A 548-nucleotide genomic window follows, 5' to 3' on the forward strand; every position below is an offset into this window, starting at 1 on the left:
GGACTTTCTTTTGCAGCGTTGAAACGAAGAAGGTTATTCAACTCTAACGAACGTCCTTCCATAAGAAGATCATTCGCGTCTTTGATATCTTTACCGTCCTTGGTCACACCCTTTGGGATGCGAGCAACTTTAATTTTGGGATGCATCGCTCGGATGTTAGCAACAGCTGCTTCACCTGCTTCATCATTATCCATACAGATAACAATTTCAGTGAACCGCTCTACGAATGAATTGCGTCGTGCAAATACACTCGCTGCTGACCCAGCACCATCTGGCAATGCCACACAGGCTGGCTTCCAAGTCGATTTAGAACCCTCAATCAATGCCTGATAACCAGACATACAGGACAGTTCATCTTCAAAGACAAATAACTTCTGACCCCAAACATCACCCATTACGGCTTGCTGTTCGCCAAAGAAATCACAACCACTACCAGACCCGATTGCATAAAATCCTTTCGGATTTAAGTTACGAATCTTGTATGATACGATGCGACCATCTTTATGTTTCGGGTAGAAATGAGAAACTACTTCACGGTTTACTGTAGA

1 protein-coding gene is annotated in these 548 nt (G+C 43.6%); it reads right to left on the bottom strand.

Annotated features, from left to right (window positions below):
• Window positions 1–548 (bottom strand): toprim domain-containing protein (locus tag HL054_RS22215; protein WP_369141303.1); only part of this gene is annotated, 548 nt, incomplete at both ends.

The organism is Modestobacter versicolor (assembly GCF_041028285.1).
Lineage (GTDB): Bacteria > Actinomycetota > Actinomycetes > Mycobacteriales > Geodermatophilaceae > Modestobacter > Modestobacter versicolor_A.